17 protein-coding genes and 4 tRNA genes are annotated in these 17259 nt (G+C 68.9%); 11 read left to right on the forward strand and 10 right to left on the reverse strand.

Annotated elements, in window-relative coordinates; genetic code table 11:
* Positions 1–29 precede the first annotated feature (29 nt).
* On the forward strand, positions 30–1133 hold the full coding sequence (gene purM / locus IGS67_RS00540) for a phosphoribosylformylglycinamidine cyclo-ligase (RefSeq protein WP_192276715.1): 1104 nt from the start codon (positions 30–32) through the stop codon (positions 1131–1133).
* Between the two features lie 137 nt (positions 1134–1270).
* Here the strand turns inward: purM and IGS67_RS00545 are convergent, their stop codons facing one another.
* Positions 1271–1450, reverse strand: coding sequence for a DUF3073 domain-containing protein (locus tag IGS67_RS00545; protein ID WP_102509978.1), 180 nt, complete (start codon positions 1448–1450; stop codon positions 1271–1273).
* Positions 1451–1794: 344 nt separating this feature from the next.
* On the opposite strand from IGS67_RS00545, the gene IGS67_RS00550 reads away from it, so the two are divergent.
* Positions 1795–2007 carry a BldC family transcriptional regulator gene (locus tag IGS67_RS00550; RefSeq protein WP_102509979.1) on the forward strand — a complete coding sequence of 71 codons (213 nt, stop codon included), beginning with the start codon at positions 1795–1797 and terminating at the stop codon, positions 2005–2007.
* A 93-nt stretch (positions 2008–2100) separates the two neighbouring features.
* Here IGS67_RS00550 and IGS67_RS00555 read toward each other — a convergent pair whose 3' ends face one another.
* From IGS67_RS00555 to IGS67_RS00570, 4 genes are all read right to left on the reverse strand, one after another.
* Positions 2101–2406, reverse strand: coding sequence for a DUF3618 domain-containing protein (locus IGS67_RS00555; RefSeq protein WP_192276718.1), 306 nt, complete (start codon positions 2404–2406; stop codon positions 2101–2103).
* Positions 2403–2810 (reverse strand): phage holin family protein, encoded by a 408-nt coding sequence (locus tag IGS67_RS00560; RefSeq protein ID WP_192276721.1) that lies wholly within the window; start codon positions 2808–2810, stop codon positions 2403–2405. Before IGS67_RS00560 ends, IGS67_RS00555 begins: the two co-directional genes overlap by 4 nt.
* Positions 2811–2906: 96 nt before the next feature.
* Entirely contained in the window at positions 2907–3890 is a 984-nt protein-coding gene (galE, locus tag IGS67_RS00565) for a UDP-glucose 4-epimerase GalE (RefSeq protein ID WP_192276725.1), read from the reverse strand.
* A 48-nt stretch (positions 3891–3938) separates the two neighbouring features.
* Complete coding sequence (locus IGS67_RS00570; protein ID WP_102510650.1) at positions 3939–4277, reverse strand: metallopeptidase family protein; 339 nt, start codon at positions 4275–4277, stop codon at positions 3939–3941.
* A gap of 153 nt (positions 4278–4430) precedes the next feature.
* Here IGS67_RS00570 and IGS67_RS00575 point away from each other — a divergent pair.
* The 6 genes from IGS67_RS00575 to IGS67_RS00600 all read left to right on the forward strand — a co-directional run bounded on the left by IGS67_RS00575 (position 4431) and on the right by IGS67_RS00600 (position 12328).
* Positions 4431–4503, forward strand: a tRNA-Glu gene (locus IGS67_RS00575).
* Between the two features lie 28 nt (positions 4504–4531).
* Positions 4532–4605: transfer RNA gene (locus tag IGS67_RS00580), tRNA-Asp, on the forward strand.
* Positions 4606–4648: 43 nt separating this feature from the next.
* Positions 4649–4721, forward strand: a tRNA-Phe gene (locus tag IGS67_RS00585).
* A 151-nt stretch (positions 4722–4872) separates the two neighbouring features.
* A complete protein-coding gene (locus tag IGS67_RS00590) occupies positions 4873–6309 on the forward strand; it encodes an MFS transporter (protein ID WP_192276728.1) in 1437 nt (478 codons plus the stop codon).
* 7 nt (positions 6310–6316) lie between these two features.
* Positions 6317–7249 carry an alpha/beta hydrolase gene (locus IGS67_RS00595; RefSeq protein ID WP_192276731.1) on the forward strand — a complete coding sequence of 311 codons (933 nt, stop codon included), beginning with the start codon at positions 6317–6319 and terminating at the stop codon, positions 7247–7249.
* A gap of 276 nt (positions 7250–7525) precedes the next feature.
* Positions 7526–12328, forward strand: a complete 4803-nt coding sequence (locus IGS67_RS00600; protein ID WP_192276734.1) for an ICP22 family protein — start codon at positions 7526–7528, stop codon at positions 12326–12328.
* A 51-nt stretch (positions 12329–12379) separates the two neighbouring features.
* On the opposite strand, the gene IGS67_RS00605 is transcribed toward IGS67_RS00600, so the two are convergent.
* The 4 genes from IGS67_RS00605 to IGS67_RS00620 form a co-directional block, all read right to left on the reverse strand.
* Entirely contained in the window at positions 12380–13252 is an 873-nt protein-coding gene (locus IGS67_RS00605; protein ID WP_192276737.1) for a glycerophosphodiester phosphodiesterase, read from the reverse strand.
* A gap of 72 nt (positions 13253–13324) precedes the next feature.
* The gene (locus IGS67_RS00610; protein WP_192276740.1) at positions 13325–13639 is read right to left on the reverse strand and encodes a hypothetical protein; all 315 of its coding nucleotides are present in this window, start codon (positions 13637–13639) and stop codon (positions 13325–13327) included.
* Positions 13640–13705: 66 nt separating this feature from the next.
* Positions 13706–14083: an excalibur calcium-binding domain-containing protein gene (locus IGS67_RS00615; RefSeq protein ID WP_192276743.1), complete on the reverse strand. Its 378-nt coding sequence runs from the start codon at positions 14081–14083 to the stop codon at positions 13706–13708.
* Between the two features lie 70 nt (positions 14084–14153).
* Positions 14154–14229: transfer RNA gene (locus IGS67_RS00620), tRNA-Lys, on the reverse strand.
* Positions 14230–14368: 139 nt separating this feature from the next.
* Here IGS67_RS00620 and IGS67_RS00625 point away from each other — a divergent pair.
* The 3 genes from IGS67_RS00625 to IGS67_RS00635 are packed head-to-tail and all read left to right on the forward strand — an operon-like array spanning position 14369 to position 16275.
* A complete protein-coding gene (locus IGS67_RS00625) occupies positions 14369–15280 on the forward strand; it encodes a DUF1266 domain-containing protein (protein ID WP_192276746.1) in 912 nt (303 codons plus the stop codon).
* Positions 15277–15714 carry a ribosomal maturation YjgA family protein gene (locus tag IGS67_RS00630; protein WP_192276749.1) on the forward strand — a complete coding sequence of 146 codons (438 nt, stop codon included), beginning with the start codon at positions 15277–15279 and terminating at the stop codon, positions 15712–15714. Before IGS67_RS00625 ends, IGS67_RS00630 begins: the two co-directional genes overlap by 4 nt.
* A gap of 12 nt (positions 15715–15726) precedes the next feature.
* Positions 15727–16275 carry a HEAT repeat domain-containing protein gene (locus IGS67_RS00635; protein ID WP_192276752.1) on the forward strand — a complete coding sequence of 183 codons (549 nt, stop codon included), beginning with the start codon at positions 15727–15729 and terminating at the stop codon, positions 16273–16275.
* An 87-nt stretch (positions 16276–16362) separates the two neighbouring features.
* Here IGS67_RS00635 and IGS67_RS00640 read toward each other — a convergent pair whose 3' ends face one another.
* Positions 16363–17118 (reverse strand): M50 family metallopeptidase, encoded by a 756-nt coding sequence (locus tag IGS67_RS00640; RefSeq protein WP_192276755.1) that lies wholly within the window; start codon positions 17116–17118, stop codon positions 16363–16365.
* Positions 17119–17259: the final 141 nt, after the last annotated feature.

The following is a 17259-nucleotide window of genomic DNA, read 5'->3' on the forward strand; positions in this document are numbered from 1 at the left end:
CGCGGGCGGACACGACCAAGGAGAGCCACATGACCGAGCCGATCACCTACGCCGCCGCAGGCGTCGACACGGAGGCCGGTGACAAGGCCGTCGAGCTCATGAAGGACGCGGTGCGCAAGACGCACGGCCCCGAGGTCCTCGGTGGTGTCGGTGGCTTCGCCGGATTGTTCGACGCGTCCGCGCTCGTCGGGTACACGCGGCCCCTGCTCGCGACGTCCACGGACGGCGTCGGTACGAAGGTCGCGATCGCGCAGGCCATGGACAAGCACGACACGATTGGCCACGACCTCGTCGGCATGGTCGTCGACGACATCGTCGTCGTGGGTGCCAAGCCGCTCTTCATGACGGACTACATCGCGTGCGGCAAGCTCGTGCCCGAGCGCATCGCGGACATCGTCCGCGGCATCGCCGAGGCGTGCGAGATCGCCGGCACGGCTCTCGTCGGCGGCGAGACCGCCGAGCACCCGGGCCTGCTCGGCGTCGACGAGTACGACGTCGCGGGTGCCGCGACGGGCGTCGTCGAGGCCGAGCGGATGCTCGGCCCGGACCGCGTGCGCGTGGGAGACGTCCTCATCGCGCTCGCGTCGTCGGGACTGCACTCGAACGGCTACTCGCTCGTCCGTGCTGTCGTCCGGCACGCTGGCTGGGAGCTTGACCGTCACGTCGACGAGCTCGGCCGCACGCTCGGTGAGGAGCTGCTCGAGCCGACGAAGGTCTACGCGTCCGACTGCCTTGCGCTCGCCGCCGACGAGGCTGCTGACGTCCACGCGTTCACGCATGTCACGGGGGGCGGACTCGCGGCGAACCTCGCGCGCGTCCTGCCTGCCGGGCTCGTCGCGACGGTCGACCGTGGCTCGTGGGAGGTGCCCGCGATCTTCCAGCTCGTGCGCGAGCTCGGCAGCGTGCCGCGTGGTGACCTCGAGAACACGCTCAACCTTGGCGTGGGCATGGTCGCGATCGTCGGTGCCGAGGGAGCCGACGCGGCGCTCGAGCGCTGCCGCGCGCTCGGGCTTGACGCGTGGGTGCTCGGCGAGGTGGCGGAGCTCACGGACGAGACGTCGCGGGGGAACCTCGTCGCGGGCACGAAGGGCGTCCAGGCGGGCGCGGTGCTTCTCACGGGCGACTACCGCTGATCCCGATCCTGGCTCGTGGCGTCTGAGCACCGTTCGACGGTGCTCACGACCGACGAGTCGGGGACACCGTGCAGCAACGAGGAGCGCCGCCCGGCGGGCGGCGCTCCTCAGTCATGCTCCGACGGACGGACCGGCGCTCAGTCCTTGTCGCTCCAGCTGGCGTACGGATCGTCGTCCTCGCGGTCGTCGACCGCGACGTCTGAACGCTTCGTGTGGGCGAGCTCCTGCTCGAGCGCCTTGATGTCCGTGGGAGGCGTGTAGTACTTCAGCTCGCGAGCGACCTTGGTCTGCTTCGCCTTCTGACGGCCGCGGCCCATGGCTCCGACCTCCCTTTGAGTCGAGGCGGGACTGGTCCTGCGTCGGCTCCGGACGCGGGCGGCCCCTCGTGGTGTCTCATTCGAGGCCCACGGTACATGAGACGGACGGGTTCCGACCACTTTCTGAGAACGTGACGATGGCCGCGGGGACCGGTTCCGCCGTCCGCGAACAGAGTGTCGGGCACCGCTGGCGGGGGGCGCGAAATCGCGCGACGATGAGGTCGTAGGTCCTGATTCGGAGATTAGTGGTGCATATCTCACCAGTTCACGAGCTGGACTTGCTACGCTTCTCACTTGCAGGTGGGAACATCATGCAGTAACTGAACACTTTCTAAGGAGTGACCATGCCCGTCCACGGCACTGAGTCCGAAGTCCTGCTCACGCCCGCCGAGGTTGCGAGCCTGTTCCGCGTCGACCCGAAGACGGTGACCCGCTGGGCCAAGGCTGGCAAGATCTCGGCGATCCGCACCCTCGGTGGCCACCGCCGCTACCGCGAGGCGGAGGTGCTCGCGCTGCTGAGCGCCGGTTCCTCCGAGGCAGGCACGCCGAGCGTCTGAGACGCATACCGCCCCCGTCCACGGGGCGGAGACACCGATGGCCGGGAACCTTCGAGGGTTCCCGGCCATCGGGGTCTCGCCGTGCGGACGCCGTCAGCGTCGGCGGATGACGAGGATCGCGACGAGCGCCACGGTGCCGAGCACCGCGCCCGCGAGGAGCTTGACGTTCCGCGACCGCTTCGGGTCCTCAGCAGGGAAGCCGTTCCCCGAGAGGAGTCCCTGAGCGTCGTGCACGGCCGTCCTGGCGGCCGTCGCCGCCTCCTGCGCCTTGACCCGGGGATCGAGCCGCGCCGCGAGGGCGTCGACGGTCGCGGTGAGGTCGCCGCGCGCGGCGCGCACGGCCGCCTCTGCCGCGACGATGCCGGGGTCGGTCACGGTGATCGGTTCCTTGGCCATCATCGTCCGAGTCCCTTCTTGAGCGCCTCGACGTCGTCCTTGAGGTTGGCAGCCGCCCGCGACGGCGCGGGCGGGTTCCCCGCCTTGAGCAGCCGCAGCCCCACAGCGGCGAGCACGCCGACGACGACGAGCAGCACGACGCCGACAATGAGGAACCCGAGCCAGGGCGGCAGGGGGACCGACAGCCCCAGAGCGGCGGCGTCGAAGAGCTTGTCGAGTGCGTAGAGGGCGAGGACGCCCGCCGCTGCGAGGAGCCCCGCCCCGGCGCCGAGCCGGATGGCCCGGGCCTTCATCTCCGCCTTGGCGAGCTCGATCTCCGCGTGGACGAGGCGGCTCGTCTGCTCGCTCAACCGGCCGAAGAGCTCGCCGAGGCTCGGCTCGACCTGCGGGTCGTCGGTGGTGCTCATGTCTACCTGCCTTCGTCGGCGGTGCGCGCGTGGCGCCTTGGTCCACTCTTGCAGCGAAGCTCCACGGACCTCAACCGGAGGGGCTCCGAGGGCCGGTCAGGCCTCGATGCGACGGGGCCCGGCCTGCCACGCGTTCCACGCCGACGTGAGGATGTCATCGAACGTCCGGGTCGCGTGCCAGCCGAGGACCGTGTTGATGCGCTCGGGCGACGCGACGAGGTGCGGCGGGTCGCCGGCGCGACGGGGCTTGATCTCGGCGTCCATCGTCACGCCAGAGATCTCGGCGAGGCCGTCGATGACCTCGCGCACCGAGGCTCCGCGACCCGTGCCGACGTTGAAGACGTCGTGCTCGCGCGTGTCCTCGGCGAGGTACTCGAGCGCGGCGACGTGCGCCTCGGCAAGGTCGAGCACGTGGATGTAGTCGCGGATGCACGTGCCGTCGGGCGTCGGGTAGTCATCGCCGAAGATCGCAGGGCGCTCACCGCGCTCGACACGGTCGAGCACCATGGGGATGAGGTTGAGGATCGCCGGGTCGCCGAGCTCGTCCCAGCCGGCGCCCGCGACGTTGAAGTAGCGGAGCGCGACGAAGCGCAGGCCCCAGGCGCGGGACGCCGCCCGGCCGAGCCACTCGCCGATGAGCTTCGTCTCGCCGTAGGGGTTGATGGGCTCTGCGTGGAGCTTCTCCTCGACGAGGGAGACGGCAGGCATGCCGTACGTCGCGGCCGACGACGAGAAGACGAGGCGGTCGACGCCGGCCGCCTCCATCGCGCTGATGACGTTTGTGAGGCCGCCGACGTTCTGCTGGTAGTAGTACGCGGGGCGCTCGACGGACTCGCCAACCTGCTTGCGCGCTGCGAAGTGGATGACGGCGGTGACGTCATGGTCACGCATCGTGCGGGTGAGCGTGCCGACCGCCTCCGGGGAGGCGACATCGAGGTGCACGAGGGTGGCGCCGCCGATGCGCTCGGCGCGGCCGGTCGACAGGTCGTCGACGACGACGACCTCCTCGCCACGCTCGTGGAGCACTCGGACAACATGGGCACCGATGTAGCCGGCTCCGCCGGTCACGAGGATCGTCATGGAACCGATCCTATCGGCGGCGGGGCGTCGGCGACGGGACGTCCGGTCTCAGTCCCACCCGAGGTCGTGGAGCGCGTCGTCGTCGATGCCGAAGTGGTGAGCGATCTCGTGGACGACCGTGATCGCGACCTCGTCGACGACGTCCTCCTCGGTCTCGCAGATCGCGAGCGTCGGGTTGCGGAAGATCGTGATGCGGTCGGGCAGGCCGGTCCATGCGAGGGTGCGTTCGGTGAGCGGGATGCCGTCGTAGAGGCCGAGGAGGTCGGGGTCGTCGGCCGGGGCGTCGTCCTCGACGAGGACGACGACGTTGTCCATCATCGCGGTGAGCTCGGGTGGGATCTCGTCGAGCGCGTCGCTCACGAGCTCCTCGAAGCGTTCCCTGGTCATCTCGATCACGCACCCATCGTGACAGGTACTGGCGGTTCTGCGCGCTTCCCGGCCGCGGGATCGCGCCGATTTTGCGTGCGAGCCCGGACCCGCATATAGTTACGCAAGTCCTCAGCGGCTCGGCCTCTACGGCGGATCGGCGAGATGGACTAGGCCCCCATCGTCTAGCGGCCTAGGACGCCGCCCTTTCACGGCGGTAGCACGGGTTCGAATCCCGTTGGGGGTACTAGTAAGATCAAGGTCTTGCACGTCAAGGCCCCGTAGCGCAGTTGGTTAGCGCGCCGCCCTGTCACGGCGGAGGTCGCGGGTTCAAGTCCCGTCGGGGTCGCTCGATCAGCGCCCGGTCCACAAGGCCGGGCGTTGTCGGCTACGGCCACTTAGCTCAGTTGGTAGAGCGTTCGACTGAAAATCGAAAGGTCGGCAGTTCGACCCTGCCAGTGGCCACAGTACAGGAAGGCCCCGTCCGTGAGGACGGGGCCTTCCTCGTTCCCCGCGCGCCGTCCCCGGCGGCGACGGCGCCGCCAGGTGGCGGCGCGACACCGCCCGGCCGGGTGACGTTCACGCGCGCGCAGGACGTTGGGCCTACGATCCGACCATGACCTTCGAGGCCACCCACGTCGCTGACGACGTCCCCGCCGCCCCCGTCCCCGCGCGCAAGGTCGTCGCCTGGGCGCTGTGGGACTGGGGCTCGGCCGCGTTCAACGCCGTCATCACGACGTTCGTCTTCACGCGCTGGCTCACGTCCGAGGCGTTCGTCGACGCGAGCGTCGTCGACGCCGCCGACGCCGAGGTCGCGGCGGGGACGGTCGGTGGCCCCGCCCAGGCGGCTCTCGACTCCGTTCTCGCGGACCACTCGTCGTGGCTCGGCTGGGGCCTCGCCGCGGCCGGCCTGCTCATCGCGCTCATCGCCCCCGTGACGGGCGCACGGTCCGACGACTCGGGCCGCCGACGACTGTGGCTCGGCACCCACACGGGCATCACGGTCGCGATCAGCGCGGCGATGTTCCTTGTGACCCCCGACCCGGGCTCGCTCACGCAGAACCTCCTGCTCGGCATCTTCCTGCTCGCCGCCGGCAACGTCTTCTTCGAGCTCGCGTCCGTCAACTACAACGCGACGCTCTCGCAGGTGTCGACGCGCAAGAACGTCGGGCGGATCTCGGGCATCGGCTGGGGTGCCGGGTACATCGGCGGGATCGTCCTCCTCCTCATCCTCTTCGTCGGGTTCATCAACCCTGAGGTCGGCTGGTTCGGTGTCACCGGCGAGAACGGCATGGACATCCGCGTCGCCGTCCTCGTCTCCGCCCTGTGGTTCGGCGCGTTCGCGGTGCCCGTCCTCGTGGCCGTGCCCGAGGTGACGGCGTCCCGCAGCCGCGCACGCCTGGACATCGTCGGCTCCTACCGCAAGCTCTTCGCGGACATCGCGACGCTGTGGCGCGACCGACGCGACGTGCTGCGCTTCCTCGTCGCGTCCGCGGTGTACCGTGACGGGCTCGCCGGCGTCTTCACGTTCGGTGCTGTCATCGCGTCGGTGTCGTTCGGGTTCTCGGCGTCGGGCGTCATCGTCTTCGCGATCGCCGCGAACGTCGTCTCGGGCATCGCGACGATCATCGCGGGGTTCGTCGAGGACCGGGTCGGGCCCAAGGCGATCATCGTGACGTCGCTCGTGGGGCTGCTCGTCTCCGGGCTCGCGGTGTTCGTCCTCCACGACGGCGGGCAGACGATCTTCTGGATCTTCGGCCTGCTGCTCTGCGTGTTCGTGGGTCCCGCGCAGTCGTCGAGCCGCGCCCTCCTCCTGCGTCGCACGCCGCCGGGCCGCGAGTCGGAGATCTTCGGCCTCTACGCGACGACCGGCCGCGCCGCGAGCTTCATGGCGCCGGCCGCGTGGGCGGTGTTCATCTCCGTCTCGGGCCAGTCGCACGTCGGGATCCTCGGGCTCATGCTCGTCCTGCTCATCGGCCTCGTCCTGCTCCTGCCCGTCCCGGGCGTCCCGGCGGACGCGGACCGCACCGTCGACGACGTCACCGCAGCCTGAGACGCCCGTGCGCTGGGTTCCTGACGTCCTCGGCGACGGCTACGAGCAGTCGACGTTCGACCTGCCGGGCGACGAGCGCGGCCCCGTCGTCGCGACGCTCGTTCGCCACGTGCCGCGCGGCCCGGACGCGCCGCCGCGGCGTCGCGCGGTGCTCCTCGTGCACGGCTTCAACGACTACGTCTTCCAGACGCACGTCGCCGAGGCGTTCGACGACGCCGGGTGGGACGTCTACGGGCTCGACCTGCGCGCCGCCGGACGCTCCCTGCGACCCTGGCAGCTGCCGCACTACGTCACCGACCTGCGGGTCTACTCCGAGGAGCTGACGCGCGTCGCCGCGTGGATCCGGCGCGACCACGACGTGCTCGCCGTGCACGCGCACTCGACCGGCGGGCTCACCGCCGCGCTGTGGGCGCACTCGATGCGCCGCAAGGTGGTCCTCGACGCGCTCGTGCTCAACTCCCCGTGGTTCGACCTCGACGCCCCGTGGTTCGACCGCACGGTGGGCACGGCGATCCTCGATCGGGTCGCGCCGTGGGATCCGGAGCGGATCGTCCACGCCTCCCCGTCGGGCTACGCGTACGACCTGCTGCGCGCCCACGGCGGCGAGTGGGACTTCGACCCTGCGTGGAAGAGCCCCGCAGGCGTGCCCGTGCGGGCCGGCTGGATGCGCGCCGTGAGGCGGGGGCATGCGCGCCTCGCCCGCGGGCTCGACGTCGGGGTCCCCGTGCTCGTCGCCGCGTCGACGACGTCGGGGCCGGGCGGCGACCGCGTGCTCGACGTCGAGCAGATCGCCGACCGCGCGCACCTCGTCGGGCGGGACGTCACCCTCGAACGGTTCGAGGGCGGCCTGCACGACCTCACGCTCTCGCCGTCGCCCGTGCGCGACGCCTACCTGCGGCACGTCATCGCGTGGCTTGAGGTGCGGACCGTCCGAGGCTGAGAGTTTGGCGCGCAGCTGCACGCCGTGTGCGTAGTAGTGGTGAACGCCACGTCCGCACGCGAGAGTTCACCCACCGGTGCTCCCCGATTCGCGACCATCGCGGCAGGAGTGCCCGGTAGCGTTCTCATGGCCGTTATGACGACGGGCTCTCGCCGTGTCACGGAGATCTCACTTTGGCATGGCGGGCAACTGCGGTGGGGTCAGCGGCGGGGGCTCGGCGGTCATTTTCTGCCGAGGCGCGAAATACTCAGGAGGCTGTTTCTTATGGCGAGTGACATGACAAAGCGGGGCCGGCGCGGGGCGCGTCATTCCCGTGGGCTGTCACAGTGGTGGCGCAAGAGGGTTGCGGTTCTTGGTGCTCTGCTCCTGGCGTTCAGCGGCATCCTGGGTGCCGCGAATGTCGCCATTGCCGCGCTCCCTGGTATCGCCATTGATCTCCTTCACAACGGTCAGGTGGCTGCCGACGGCCATGAGGTTGAGACCGGGCAGAACGTCCAACTGCGCGTCAGCTACGACGCCGAGCAGTTGGCCGGGGGCGAGTCCATCGTGGTGTCGCTGCCGTCGGGTATTGACCTCAACGGTGCGCTCCCCGACAACTCTGCTATCGAGTCGGTGACGGACCACGGTAATGGCACCTACACGGTTCTTTTCAAGAACCCGAAGCCGGTGGGAGTCACCGAGGGCGCCTTTGCCTTCACCTTCCGTGCCGCAAATGAGTCCGGTGAGGGCGGTTCGAGGATCACGTGGGAACTTGGCGGGGAAACGCACGGCGTGACCATCGTTGTCAAGGACCGCGAAGTGACGCCGGGGGAGCCGTATTCGCACTGGAACGGACACAACAAGGGCGTCAATTCGTCGGCAAACCTCAGTGACTTCGTCACGATGGGTGTCGACAATGGCGACATTGTTTTCACGGGGCTTGACTCCGACATTGAAGACGCGGTCCTCACCTACACGCTGACAATCGACTCGAAGGAAGCGCGCCCGGCCGGCTACACGGTGAACGACGCGCTCTCGGCTGGCCTCAGCTACGGGACTGGCTTCCAAGCAACGCTGACGACCTTCGACACAGACGGTGTTGCTGACGCGGGCACCCCCATCGCGTTCGTGCCAGCAGTGACTGGCACCAGCCCGCAGAGCTTCACCGGAACCCTTCCCGCGCTTCCGCAGAACTCGCGTGTCACGATCACCTACACGGCAGCTGTGACGGACACCGCCGCGCTTGAAGCGCTCCTGCGCGCAAAGTTCAACGAACTGGGCGGGGCCCCCGGCAGCTTCGGAATTTCGCTGTCTAACACCGCGACCTTCGGAGGCGGCGACCCGAGGACCGCGTCCGTCTACGTCGGAGGCAACGTCGCCGGTGTGGGCGTCGGCGACGAGCAATTCGCGAAGCTGCAGAGCTGGAACCAGCAGACCCTCTACATCGGCGATGATGGCGCGGTCGATGACCTCGACACCATGACGTACACCCTCCGCGCGAACCTCTCAGCGTGGGATGGCCGCAACGCGAACTTCACGCTGTCGCGCAACGTGGTGATTCAAGACACTCTGATTGACCAGGCCGAATGGCTCGATGGCGAAGCCGGCTTCCTTGTGGTGCGCCCTGCCTCCGGAAGCGGTCTGCAGACCCTCACCCAGGCGACAACGTGCACGACCGCCGACGCCTTCGCATCAGACGCGTACATCGGCCAGTGGTGCCTCAACGGGCAGACGCTCCTCATCAACGTCGGCAAGAACAACCCCGCGAGCCAGACGAACATCGAGATCGACGTCCGAGCGAAGCTCAACACCGTGACGGGCCTCCCCACCGGCTGGACCCCCATCCAGGGCGCCACCGCGTACAACTGGTCGAACAAGGCCACGTTCTACTACCGTGCCGGCGACGCCACCGATCGGTGGTCGCCCGGCGCGACGATCGTTGACCTGCCCGGCAGCCCCGGAGAGGGCATCAAGGAAGACCAGACGTTTAACAAGACGTCCCAGACCGATGTGGTTCGGGTTAACCCCGGTCAGTCGGCCAAGATCAAGTACAACTTCACGATCGACATCGGGCGAGCCGAACTCGACATCACGAAGAGCCGAATCGTCGACGAGGTCAACCCGGAGCTCTTCGACCTCAGCGATCTTTCCAACGTCAAGGTCACCGGCCAGTACAACTACTGGCGGCCGCTTGGTGAGAGCGATTTCACCAAGAGCGTCGACGGTGACGGCAACCTTGTTGTCGAGCTGAGCCCCTCTGGAATCAACGAGGTCGAGACAGGACCATCCGGCACCCCGCAGCGCTTGGTGGTGGAGGTTGAACTCACTACGGTTCCGTTGACGGGCAAGGAAACCCTCGAGGTCTACAACAAGGCTCGGCTCATTGGCGAGGCCGGAGACCAGATCTACTGGAACGAGGACGAGACCGAGGCGACGTCCTACGGTGACGAAGCCGAGCTGCGCAAGCGGCTCATCGACCCGGTGACCGGCGAGGCCGCCCAAGAGATCGAAGTGCCCGTCAAGGACGGCGAGTTCCTCAACGACGAGTTCATCTACTCGATCGAGGTCATCCCGCGCGGCAACTACGGCACCGCATTCCCGGTGCAGATCTTCACGCGTCACGATGTCTTGCCCGAGAACCTCACCTTCCTGGGCTTCGTCGATGTCGACTCGCAGGGCGTGCCGAGCTCGACCGTCAAGACTGAGACGACCGTCGACCTGAACGGCAACATCCAGGCCCTCTACGACAACGGCGTGGTGACCATTCAGCAGCGGCAGGGTACGAACCTCCAGACCGGTCAGAGGATCGTCGTCTACTTCAAGGTTCGCGCCACCGTCCCCGATGGCGACCTTTCCAACTCCATCGCGGGTTCGACGGCGGTCATCAAGCCGGTCGGCGACCCGAGCATTGACATCGAGAAGTGGTCGGACGAGGGCGAGGAGCCTGAGTACAGCGAGGGCGGCACGCTGACGAACGACAAGTTCGACGGCGACTTCGATGCAGCCCCGGGCAAGACCCTGACCGCTGGTGCGACGTTGCCGATCAACTTCACGATCTCCAACGACGGCCACGAAGACCTCGTGGATGTCGTCGTGAGCGACGAACTCACCAGCGGTGAGGGGGAGATTCAGGATCTCGTCTGTACTTTCCCGGACGAGAGCACTGGTGTGTCGTGGGCTGGTCCGTTCAAGGTCGGCACGCAGTTCGACTGTACGGGCACGCTCCCGGCGCTTGAGGCCGGCGAGACGCACGCCAACCTCGCCACCGTCACCGGTATCGGCAGGGTCACGCGTGAAGAGGTGGAAGACGAGGATGCCTGGCATGGCCGCGTCCCCGAGGCTGGCACCGAGGCGCCGAGCATGGACATTGAGAAGTGGTCTGATGAGGGCGAGGCCCCGGAGTATGACGCGTCGGGTGCGCTGACGAATGACAAGTTCGATGGTGACTTTGATGCTGCTCCGGGCAAGACCCTGACGGCTGGTGCGTCGTTGCCGATCAACTTCACGATTTCTAACGACGGTTCTGAGCCGTTGGTGGACGTGGTGGTCAGTGATGAGCTGACTGGTGGTGTTGGTGCGATCACTGGTTTGGTCTGCACGTTCCCTGGTGGGAGCACGGGCACTGAGTGGGCTGGTCCGTTTGCGGTGGGCACGCAGTTCGACTGCACGGGCACGTTGCCTGCGTTGGCTGCTGGTAACACGCACGCGAATCTTGCTTCGGTGACTGCTGAGGGTGCGAACTCTGGTGTTGGTGTTGACGATGAGGATGCCTGGCATGGTCGGGTTCCTGAGGCGCCGAGCATTGACATTGAGAAGTGGTCCGATGAGGGCGAGGCCCCGGAGTATGACGCGTCGGGTGCGCTGACGAATGACAAGTTCGATGGTGACTTTGATGCTGCTCCGGGCAAGACCCTGACGGCTGGTGCGTCGTTGCCGATCAACTTCACGATTTCTAACGACGGTTCTGAGCCGTTGGTGGACGTGGTGGTCAGTGATGAGCTCACTGGTGGTGTTGGTGCGATCACTGGTTTGGTCTGCACGTTCCCCGATGCGAGCACTGGGGTGTCGTGGGCTGGTCCGTTTGCGGTGGGCACGCAGTTCGACTGCACTGGCACGTTGCCGGGTCTTGCGGCGGGTGCTGTTCACGCGAACCTTGCGTCGGTGACTGCTGAGGGTGCGAACTCTGGTGTTGGTGTTGACGATGAGGATGCCTGGCATGGTCGGGTTCCTGAGGCGCCGACTCCTGAGCCTGGTGATGGTCCGACGACCGAGCCTGGTGATGGTCCGACGACCGAGCCTGGTGATGGTCCGACGACCGAGCCTGGTGATGGTCCGACGACCGAGCCTGGTGATGGTCCGACGACCGAGCCTGGTGATGGTCCGACGACCGAGCCTGGTGACGGTCCGAGCACGGAGCCTGGTGACGGTCCGAGCACGGAGCCTGGTGACGGCCCGACATCTACGCCTAGTGACGGATCCAGTGACGAGCCTGGCGATGGCCCGGGCACGGAGCCCGGTGACGAACCGAGCAACGCCCCTGAGGACGTTCCGAGCATCGACATTGAGAAGTGGTCTGACGAGGGCTCCGCGCCTGAGTACGACGAGTCGGGTGCGCTGACGAACGATGGGTTCGACGGTGACTTCGACGAGGAAGACGGCAAGCAACTTGTCGCCAACACGTCGCAGAAGATCAACTTCACGATCTCGAACGACGGCACCGAGCCGCTCATTGACATCGTTGTGAGTGACAAGCTGACGTCAGGCAAGGGCAAGATCGAAGGCCTCGTCTGCACCTTCCCTGACCGCAGCACCGGTACCGAGTGGGATGGCCCACTTGCCGTAGGCGCTCAGTTCACGTGTGTGGGTACGCTCCCCGCGCTGAGCGCTGGAGATACGCACGCCAACACGGCCACCGTGACTGCGGTTGGTGTGGACTCCGGTGCGGGCGTCGACGACGCTGATGACTGGGCCGCTTTCGTGCCGTCGGATGGCGATCTGGCCGCGACCGGTGGCCAGCTCGGCACGGGCCTCATCGCGCTCGTCGTGCTGCTGCTCGGCGGAGGCGGTGCTCTCCTGGCGATTCGTCGTCGCGTGAGCTGATGCGCACCGATGCCCGGTCGTCCCCTCGGGGGCGGCCGGGCATCGGCGTCTCTAGGCGGAGAGTGCGGCGCGCAGTGCGCCGGGCCGGTTTGTCGTGAGGCCGTCGACACCGAGCTCGATGAGGAAGCGCGCGTCGTCGGCGTCGTCCACGGTCCAGACGCGCACGTGCCTGCCGGCCGCAACCGCGGCACGTACGTCGTCCGGATGGGCGCGGCACCACGCAACCGAAGGTCCCAGACCGCCGATCCGGCCCGTAGTCACGTCGGCCTGTGCATCCGCGATCAGGGCGCGCAGGCGCCCGACGGTCTCGGGCGTTGCGCCGCTTTCAGGGGCGAACTCCGCCACCAGGTCGGTGTCCGCGGCCTCGTCGAGCAGGAACATGAGGCGCTCTGCCGGGACGGTCACCGCCAGGCGACGCTGTGAAGCGGGGGAGAAACTCATGAAAGTGACGTCGACGTTGGTCCCCGTAATGAAGCCTGTTTCCGAGTCCCATCCGGCGGCGCGCAGCGTCGCCACGACGGCGTCCTCAAGGGCACCCTCTCCATCGGAGAAGAGGGACGAGCGTTTGAGTTCGATGACCAGCGTGACCGGGCGTGCTGCCGCTGCCGCGAGTTCTACGAAGTCGGTGAGGGTGAGTACCTGGTCAGCGAGGGTGCCGTGCGACGCCGGAGGCGGCGCGGCCTGATGCCACGACCACACGTCGAGAGCCCGGAGCTCCGCGAGCGTGCGCTCGTGGAGCAGGCCGCTCGCGTCCGACGTGCGGTCGAGCGTCGCGTCGTGCCACAGCACGACGACACCGTCGGCCGTCAGCTGGACGTCGCACTCGAGGCCGTCGGCCCCCTGCGCGAGAGCCTCGACGTACGAGGCGCGCGTGTGCTCGGGGAAGGTGGCGGAAGCGCCCCGGTGGGCGATGATCTGCGGCACGTGCCTGACGCTACCGCGCCCTGTCCGGGCGGGGCGACGGGTGTGGGGGCGAAGGGTGGGCGTGGGGCGGGCTCAGCCCGCCTGCCCCGTGGCCTGCTCGAGCTCCGTGACGCGCTGCTGCAGGATCTCCCGCTGTCGCTGCGCTTCCTTAAGCTCCGTCGTGAGGTCGACGACCTCGAGCCGGGCGTCCTTGTCGTCCGCGCCGAGGGACGCCCCGACGCCGAAACCGATGAGACCCGACGCGAGCGCTGCCGCGATGATGACCGTCACTGCCTTCCACGGGCGCGCCGTCGCCTGGTCGTCGGGTGCGAGCGACGAGGCGTGCTTGTCGAGCCACTGACCCTGCGTCGGTCCGATGGCGGTCGTGCGGTCCGGCGTCGTCGTCATGACAGATCCCCTTCGTCGGCGTGTGCGCCGATTCTTCCACCTCCGCGGCTGCGTGGCGAGGACGGGTCACTTCTCGCAGGCGATGCCGTCCTTGTCGCGGTCTAGTCCTTTGTTCGCCGTGTAGAGGGCCTTCGAGATCTTCGGCCGGTACGTCGACGCCGCCTTGACCTTCTTGCCGCGGACGGTCTTCGTGTTGACGGCCTTCGAGTCGCGCGCGACGCCGCCGCGGTACGCCTTGTTGAGCGCCGTGCAGTTCTTGTACTTCTTCGCCTTCGCGGCGCCTCCGACGGCGACGCTCGACGGCGCCGCGGCAGCGACCGTCGACGTCGCGGCCACGACGGGCGCGGCCAGGACGGGCGCGGCCACCGCACCCCCGGGGACGGCGACGAGGGCAGCGGGAAGGAGCGCAGCGGCGAGCGCGAGCGACACGAGGCGACGGTTCATGGCCCGCAGCGTAGCGGCCGCGCGGGACGCTGAACAGGCCTCGGGCCCTGGTGTTCTCGCAGGTAGATCATGGTGGGCCCCGTGGGGCTCGAACCCACGACCCGCGGATTAAAAGTCCGATGCTCTGCCAACTGAGCTAGAGGCCCGGGCGTGAGTCTAGTGCGACCGCAGGGCAGCGACGTGGAATGTCCATGGCTCACGACATGCTGAGCGTTTCGTCCACCCGGGGTGGATCGGACGGAGGAAGCATCGACCTGCTCGGTCCCGGGCACTAGCGTGGCCGCCATGACGGAGCAGGAGCGCGCCGAGGCGCAGGGAGCCGGCCGCGCAGGGCAGGGCCCTCCGGGGCCCGAGCTGCACTGGTCGCAGCGACCCGGGCATGACCGGACGGGCGTCGAGGCGCACCTCGCTGCGTTCGTCGGGATCGACTCGCTCCACCACCGTGCGCCGGTCGACGAGCTCGTGCTGCCCGACCCGGCCCGGACCCGCCAGTACCTCGAGGAAGGATGGCGCATCCCCGACGTCCGGCAGCTGCGCGCTCAGATCCTCGACCTCCTCTGGCGCGGGCAGAGCCAGAAGTTCGCGACCGAGCGCGAGACCTGGTCACGCCTCGACCCAGAGGCAGCCAGCGCGATCGAGGCCGAGCTGCGGCTGGCAGCATCAGCCGGCGACCCCTTCGCGCGCGAGAAGCTCGTCCGGCTGCAGCGGGTGTGGGACGCCGACCCGGCCACCATGGCGGCCGACTTCGTCGTGTGGGACCACGTGCGCGTCATCGAGCTCGCTCGCGCCGGACGCACCGCCGGCATGCTCGACGACGCCGAGGCGCTCGACACGGCGCTCCTCGCGGCCGGATCCCTCCGCGAACGTTGCACGAGCTGGGAGGACTTCAGCGAAAAGCTCCGCGTGAGCCGACGCCACTGGGCGAGCCTGCCCGAGCCGATCTCCACGCGCTTCGACGCCAAGACCGACGCCGAGCTCGACCTGCTCCGCACGGACCCGGCGTCGCCCTGGATGACGATCCCGTGGTTCGCGCCGCTTCCTGACCCCGAGTACCTCGTCCTCGACGCGTTCGTCGCGGACAACCCGCCAGCGCAGGACCAGGTCGTCCCGACGCGGCCGACCGAGGGGAGGCCGTCCCGGTGGCGCGAGCGTTTCGTCCAAGCCTTCGGGGCACGCATCGAAGCCGCCCAGAAGTGACGCGCTCACCCCGGAGCCGTGCGCGGCTCGCCGTCGTCGTCGTGCTGCTCGTGCCCGTCGGGCTCGCCGCACGTCTGCTCCCCGGCACCGCCGGGGACGTCGCCGGCGGACTGCTCTACGCGGCGATGCTCGTCGTGCTGTGCGCGCTCGTCGCACCGCGCGCGCGATCAGTGACGCTCGGTGCCGTGGCGGCCGCGCTCGGCGTCGGGATCGAGCTGCTGCAGCTCACCGGCCTGCCCGCCGCGCTCGCCGAGACGCTCCCACCCGCACGCTACGTGCTTGGCTCGACGTTCGTCGCGGCTGACCTCGTCGTCGCCATCATCGGCGCGGCCCTCGCCGCGGCAGCCGAAAGCCTCGTGCCGCGGCTCCGAGCGCGCACCCACCCGCACGCGCCGGACGCCGCCCAGTCCGTGCCCCGACAACGGCAGGGCTAGGCTGGCAGCGCCATGGACAAGAAGCTGAACCACCACCCGGACATCCCCCTCGACCTGCCGACGGGCGAGCGGCTCCGCGCCGCCGTCGAGCACTACGGCGCGCAGACCGTCGAGCAGCGCGCCATCGCGCTGCTGCGCGGGGAGAACGCTGGCAAGGACTTCCTCCTCTACGCGGGAGGCCGGCACGGCCTCGGGATCCTCGACGGGGCGCCCGCCCTCTACTGGCCTGAGCTCTGGGGCGCCCGGGCGCTCCTCCACGTGTGGGACGACTCCGCCACCGAGCCCGTCCTCGCCGGACTGCGCAACCGTGCGTGGCGCGTGCGGGAGATGTGCCTGCGCGTCGTCCTCGAGCGGAACCTGCCCGCCCTCGACGAGATCGTCGCGCTGACGGACGACACGAACGCCCGCGTCCGCAGCGCCGCGTTGCGTGCGCTCGCCGCGCAGGGCGGCGCCGAGCACCAGGCGGTCATCGCCCGCCACTTCTCGGACCGCGACAAGGCCGTGCGGCCTGTGGCGCAGCAGGCGCGCGACGCGCTCGCGGCGCGCCTCGCAGCGTCCTGACCGGGGCCACCCTCTTCCTGGCGGACTGACGACTTCCGAGCGCGCGACTGGTCGGAAGCCGTCAACCCGTCGGGTTGGGGCGCGCAGTCAGCGGGGGAGGAGGGCCGCCGCGGCGTCGGCGAGCCCCGAGAACGTCGGGCCGACGAGCCACCACGCACCCAGCGCGAGGCACCCCGCCGCGACGAGTGCGAACACGCCCACCCACAGGCCGCCGGGCAGGTGCGTGAGCCTGCCGAGCGCGTCGGCGTCCGACGAGCGCGCCCTCCCGCCGCGACGTGAGAGCCCGAGCTCGACGACCGCCCGGACCGCCCCGGCGAGCAGCACGAGCGTCACCGTGTGTGCCGCGAACGCGTGGACCTCGGCCGTGCCCCACCACGTGAGTGCGCCCAGGAGCGCGAGCGTCACGAGGATCGTCCACAAGCCGTACCAGTTGCGGATCATGAGCAGCACGAACAGCGCAAGGACGACGAGCGCCCACAGGACACCGACGTCGTAGCCGCGACCCACGCCGAACGCGGCAGCCAGCCCGACGATCGCCGGGCCCGTGTACCCGGCGGCCGTCATGAGCACCATCCCCGGACCGCGTGGGCGCCCCTTCGACAGTGCGAGCCCCGACGTGTCTGAGTGCAGGCGGATCCCCATGATCCTGCGGCCCGTGAGCGCGGCGACGGCAAGATGGCATGCCTCATGGACGGTCGTCACACCGTGCCGGACGACGCCCCACGCGGGCCGCCACACGACGAGCAGCAACGCCGTCGCCGCAGCGGCGAGCACGAGGGCGGTCTCGGGGGCGGGCGACGCGGTCGTCGCGGCCTCCCAGATGTCACGCAGCACGTCGGTCACGGCACCATCCTGCCGTCTTCCGCCACCACGCTGGTCCGCGAGATAGCGCTCTGCGCCCGAGATAGCGGTGTGCAGGCGCTATCTCGGCACGGAACTGCTATCTCGCGGAAGTCGGGTGCGTCACCACGGGGACGGGGTGAC

Source organism: Flavimobilis rhizosphaerae (genome assembly GCF_014852685.1).
Lineage (GTDB): Bacteria > Actinomycetota > Actinomycetes > Actinomycetales > Cellulomonadaceae > Flavimobilis > Flavimobilis rhizosphaerae.

Excerpts from the sequence above, each read along its gene's own strand:
- IGS67_RS00545 (WP_102509978.1), bottom strand. The coding sequence starts at position 1,450 with ATGGGCCGCGGCCGTCAGAAGGCGAAGCAGACCAAGGTCGCTCGCGAG.
- galE (WP_192276725.1), bottom strand. The coding sequence starts at position 3,890 with ATGACGATCCTCGTGACCGGCGGAGCCGGCTACATCGGTGCCCATGTT.
- IGS67_RS00625 (WP_192276746.1), top strand. The coding sequence starts at position 14,369 with ATGACGGAGCAGGAGCGCGCCGAGGCGCAGGGAGCCGGCCGCGCAGGG.
- IGS67_RS00590 (WP_192276728.1), top strand. The coding sequence starts at position 4,873 with ATGACCTTCGAGGCCACCCACGTCGCTGACGACGTCCCCGCCGCCCCC.
- IGS67_RS00600 (WP_192276734.1), top strand. The coding sequence starts at position 7,526 with ATGACAAAGCGGGGCCGGCGCGGGGCGCGTCATTCCCGTGGGCTGTCA.
- IGS67_RS00555 (WP_192276718.1), bottom strand. The coding sequence starts at position 2,406 with ATGATGGCCAAGGAACCGATCACCGTGACCGACCCCGGCATCGTCGCG.
- IGS67_RS00560 (WP_192276721.1), bottom strand. The coding sequence starts at position 2,810 with ATGAGCACCACCGACGACCCGCAGGTCGAGCCGAGCCTCGGCGAGCTC.
- IGS67_RS00570 (WP_102510650.1), bottom strand. The coding sequence starts at position 4,277 with ATGACCAGGGAACGCTTCGAGGAGCTCGTGAGCGACGCGCTCGACGAG.
- IGS67_RS00550 (WP_102509979.1), top strand. The coding sequence starts at position 1,795 with ATGCCCGTCCACGGCACTGAGTCCGAAGTCCTGCTCACGCCCGCCGAG.
- IGS67_RS00615 (WP_192276743.1), bottom strand. The coding sequence starts at position 14,083 with ATGAACCGTCGCCTCGTGTCGCTCGCGCTCGCCGCTGCGCTCCTTCCC.
- purM (WP_192276715.1), top strand. The coding sequence starts at position 30 with ATGACCGAGCCGATCACCTACGCCGCCGCAGGCGTCGACACGGAGGCC.
- IGS67_RS00635 (WP_192276752.1), top strand. The coding sequence starts at position 15,727 with ATGGACAAGAAGCTGAACCACCACCCGGACATCCCCCTCGACCTGCCG.
- IGS67_RS00610 (WP_192276740.1), bottom strand. The coding sequence starts at position 13,639 with ATGACGACGACGCCGGACCGCACGACCGCCATCGGACCGACGCAGGGT.